Source organism: Streptomyces prasinopilosus, assembly GCF_001419695.1.
GTDB classification, from domain to species: domain Bacteria; phylum Actinomycetota; class Actinomycetes; order Streptomycetales; family Streptomycetaceae; genus Streptomyces; species Streptomyces prasinopilosus.
The window spans coordinates 1-4,530 of the sequence record NZ_LIRG01000236.1 but is presented as its reverse complement, the minus strand read 5'-3'; the positions used below and the strand labels follow the sequence as shown (position 1 = coordinate 4,530).

Below are 4,530 nucleotides of genomic sequence, written 5' to 3'. Positions count from 1 at the left end.
CCGCCGCCGTAGCGGGCCGCGTCCGTGTTGAGGACCTCCCGCCAGGCGGCCACGTCCCCGGGCACCTCGAGCCGGTGGCCGTGCCGGACGACGGGGGAGAAGTTCGACACCGAGAGCAGCGCCCGGCCCTGTGAGCCGTACCGCAGGAAGGCGAGCACGTTGTCCTCGGCCGCGTCCACCGACACCCAGCGGAACCCGGCCGGGTCGGTGTCCCGCCGCCACAGCGCGTCCGTCGCCCGGTAGCGGGCGTTGAGGTCGCGCACCAGGTCCCGTACGCCGCGGTGGTCGCCCGCGGAGTGGTACGCGTCGTCCAGCAGCCACCACTCCGGGCCGTGCTCCTCGGACCACTCGGCGCCCTGCGCGAACTCCTGTCCCATGAAGAGCAGCTGCTTGCCGGGGTGGGCCCACATGAAGCCGAGGTAGGCCCGGGTGTTCGCCCGCCGCTGCCACCAGTCGCCGGGCATCTTCGACACCAGGGACCGCTTGCCGTGCACGACCTCGTCGTGGGAGATCGGCAGGACGTAGTTCTCGCTGTAGGCGTACACCATCGAGAAGGTCATCTCGTGGTGGTGGTACTTACGGTGGACCGGCTCGTGGCTCATGTACTGCAGCGAGTCGTGCATCCAGCCCATGTTCCACTTCAGCCCGAACCCCAGGCCGCCGGTGTCGGTGGGCCGGGTCACCCCGCCCCACGCGGTCGACTCCTCCGCGATCGTCACCACTCCGGGGCACCGCCGGTACACGGTCGCGTTCATCTCCTGCAGGAACGCCATCGCCGCCAGGTCCTCCCGGCCGCCGTACGCGTTGGGCTCCCACTGGCCGGGTTCGCGCGAGTAGTCGAGGTACAGCATGGAGGCGACGGCGTCCACGCGCAGTCCGTCGATGTGGAACTCCTGGCACCAGTACACGGCGTTGGCGACCAGGAAGTTGCGCACCTCGGTCCGGGCGAAGTCGAACGTGTACGTCCCCCAGTCCGGGTGCTCCGCCCGCCGGGCGTCCCCCGGCTCGTACAGGGGGTCCCCGTCGAACCGGGCCAGCGCCCAGTCGTCCTTCGGGAAGTGGGCCGGCACCCAGTCCATGATCACCCCGATCCCGGCCCGGTGCAGGGCGTCGACCAGGTACCTGAAGTCGTCCGGGGTGCCCAGGCGGGCCGTGGGCGCGTAGAAGCCGGTGACCTGGTAGCCCCAGGACGGGCCGTAGGGGTGCTCGGCGACCGGCATCAGCTCCACGTGCGTGAACCCGAGGTCCCCGACGTACGCGGGCAGCTGCTCCGCCAGCTGACGGTAGGTCAGCCCCGGGCGCCAGGACGGCAGGTGCACCTCGTACACCGAGAACGGCGCCTCGTGCACGGACGCCCGGGCGCGGCGCTCCATCCACGCGGCGTCGTCCCACACGTGGTGCGACGCCGTCACGATCGACGCGGTGTCCGGCGGGACCTCCGCACGGCGCGCCATCGGGTCGGCCTTGAGGGCCCGCCCGCCGTACCGGGAGTGCACCTCGAACTTGTAGCGGGCCCCCTCGCCGATGCCCGGCAGGAACAGTTCCCACACGCCGGACGAACCGAGCGAGCGCATCGGGAACGCCGTGCCGTCCCAGAAGTTGAAATCGCCCGCGACCCGGACGCCCTGCGCGTTCGGCGCCCACACGGTGAAGCGGGTGCCGGTCACCCCCTGATGGGTCATGGGGTGCGCGCCGAGCGCGGTCCACAGCTCCTCGTGGCGTCCCTCGCCGATCAGGTGCAGGTCCAGCTCACCGAGCGAGGGCGGCATCCGGTACGGATCGTGCACCTCGACGGCGTCCTCGTCGCCGTACGCCACCGCCAGCGTGTACGCGGGGACCGCGTCCAGCGGCAGCACCCCGGAGAAGAGGCCGTCGCCCTCCGAGGTGAGCGGGGTGCGCTCGCCGGCGACGACCACGCTCACCGCACGCGCGAACGGCCGCAGCGCCCGGAAGGCGATGCCGCCCGGCACCGGATGCGCGCCCAGCAGCGCGTGCGGATCGTGGTGGGCGCCCGCCAGCAGGCGCTCCCGGTCGACGGGGTCGAGGGCGGGTGCGGTCCCGTGTGCCTCCGGAGCGGACGGGACGGACCCGGCCGCCTCGGGAAGCGGTGTGTCGTGCAGGGCCACGGCTCAGTCTCCTCTCGCGGCGAGGCGCTCGATCGCCGCCATGGGTACGGGCAGCCAGTCGGGTCGGTGCCGGGCCTCGTACAGCACCTCGTACACGGCCCGGTCCGTCTCGTGGGCACGGAGCAGGACGTGCTCCTCCCGCGGGTCCCAGCCGGCGCGGGCCGCGTAGCCCGCGCAGTAGGCCTCACGGCAGTCGCGCGCCCACTCCGGGCGCCAGGGACGGCGCTGGCGGGCGGCGTAGTCGAACGAGCGGAGCATCCCGGCGATGTCCCGCAGGGGGGAGTGGGCGCTGCGCCGCTCGGAGAGCGGCCGGGACGGCTCGCCCTCGAAGTCGATGACGAACCAGTCGTCCCCGGCCCGCAGCACCTGCCCGAGGTGCAGGTCGCCGTGGATGCGCTGGACGGGCGGTCCGGGATCGCAGGTCGCGAGCGCGGAGAACGCCGCCTTCAGACCGGGGACGAACGGCTGGAGCACGGGCACGGAGTGCGCGGCGGCCGTCAGGCGTTCGGTCATCCCCTCCGCCGTCGGCCCGCCCTCCTGGGGGCCGCCGACGGGGAAGGCCGCGCCGAGCGCCAGATGGACGTCCGCGGTGGCCCGCCCGAGGGCGTGCGCCCGCGCGGTGAAGTCGTCCCCGGCGGCCAGCGCCTCCAGAGCCAGCGTCCAGCCGTCGGAGGCGTCGCGCAGGAACGGCTGGAGGACACCGAGCGTCGCCCGGAACGGATGCGTGGTGCGCAGCCAGGCCACCGGAGCGGGCACCCGGTGGCAGCCCTGCCGCGCCAGGGCGCCCGGCACCTCCAGATCGGGGTTGACCCCGGACTGGATCCGCCGGAAGACCTTCAGGATGAACTCGTCGCCGTACACCAGCGAGGAGTTGGACTGCTCGGCGTCCAGCAGCCGCGGCACCAGTCCGGTCGGCACCCGCCGGGCCGCGTCGCCCTCGAACCGCAGCGGGCCCACCGCGCCGGGGTGCCGCAGCCGTTCCAGCAGCAGCTGCGCCGACCGCGGGTCGTGGAGCGCGTCGTAGACCGTGCGCCCGGCCAGCGGCCCGTCCTGCACCCTGCCGATCACCGCCCGGCCCAGGTGCGGCGCCGGGTGCTCCCGTACGCCGAGGAGGAGCTGGTAGCAGTCCCCGGCCCAGGGCGTGTTCCCGGGAGAGGGCACGCCCCCGTGGCCGGCGTGCACCAGCAGGTGCAGGCAGCCGGGGAACAGCTCCGTCATCGACAGCACGTGGAGGTCGGTGACGGGACGGTCCTTGCCGGCGAACCAGCGCTGCCCCGGCAGCCACTCGCGCAGCAGCCCGGTGAACGACTCCGTGGGCGCGGCGGTCGCGCTTCGCGGACGCAGGAATGCGGTCTTCGTCATGGTGACGCCTCCTCTCGTCGGCGCACGGTCACAGTCGCCGGCCGATACGGGTGCGGGCCGCGGCTCGGGTGAGCCGGAACCAGTAGAAGCCGTGGCCCCCCAGGGTCAGCAGGTACGGCAGTTCGCCCACGGCCGGGAAGCGCGCCCCGCCGAACAGCTCGACCGGGTGGCGTCCCCCGAAGGCGCTCAGGTCGAGCTCGGTGGGCTGGGCGAAGCGGGAGAAGTTGTTGACGCAGAGCACCAGGTCGTCCTCGTACTCCCGCAGGAAGGCGAGGACGGCGGGGTTCGTCGAGGGCAGTTCGGTGTAGGTGCCCAGGCCGAAGGCGGGGTTCTGCTTGCGGATCTCGATCATCCGGCGGGTCCAGTGCAGCAGCGAGGACGGGGAGGCCATGGACGCCTCCACGTTGGTGACCTGGTAGCCGTGGACCGGATCCATGATCACCGGGAGGTAGAGCTGTCCGGGATCGGAGGAGGAGAAGCCGGCGTTGCGGTCGGGGGTCCACTGCATGGGGGTGCGCACCGCGTCGCGGTCGCCGAGCCAGATGTTGTCGCCCATGCCGATCTCGTCGCCGTAGTAGAGGATCGGCGAGCCGGGCAGCGACAGCAGCAGGGCGTTGAACAGTTCGATCTGGTTGCGGTCGTTGTCCAGCAGCGGGGCCAGGCGGCGGCGGATGCCGATGTTGGCGCGCATCCGCGGGTCCTTGGCGTACTCGGCCCACATGTAGTCGCGTTCCTCGTCGGTGACCATCTCCAGGGTCAGCTCGTCGTGGTTGCGCAGGAAGATGCCCCACTGGCAGCCCGCGGGGATGGCCGGGGTCTTGGCCAGGATCTCGGAGACGGGGTGGCGCGACTCGCGGCGCACGGCCATGAAGATGCGGGGCATCACCGGGAAGTGGAACGCCATGTGGCACTCGTCGCCGCCGGCGGCGTAGTCGCCGAAGTAGTCGACCACGTCCTCCGGCCACTGGTTCGCCTCCGCCAGCAGGACGGTGTCCGGGTACTGCGCGTCGATCTCCTTGCGCACCCGCTTCAGGAAGGCGTG

3 protein-coding genes are annotated in these 4,530 nt (G+C 72.6%); all 3 read right to left on the bottom strand.

Annotation, left to right across the window (positions count from 1 at the left end; translation table 11 throughout):
- Positions 1–2,126: 1,4-alpha-glucan branching enzyme (gene glgB / locus AOK18_RS11350; protein WP_055694250.1), on the bottom strand; the 2,126-nt coding region annotated here is incomplete at its 3' end.
- A 3-nt stretch (positions 2,127–2,129) separates the two neighbouring features.
- Entirely contained in the window at positions 2,130–3,488 is a 1,359-nt protein-coding gene (locus tag AOK18_RS11345) for a maltokinase N-terminal cap-like domain-containing protein (protein ID WP_055694249.1), read from the bottom strand.
- Between the two features lie 28 nt (positions 3,489–3,516).
- The coding region (locus tag AOK18_RS11340; RefSeq protein WP_206281527.1) for an alpha-glucosidase C-terminal domain-containing protein at positions 3,517–4,530 on the bottom strand (1,014 nt) is incomplete at its 5' end.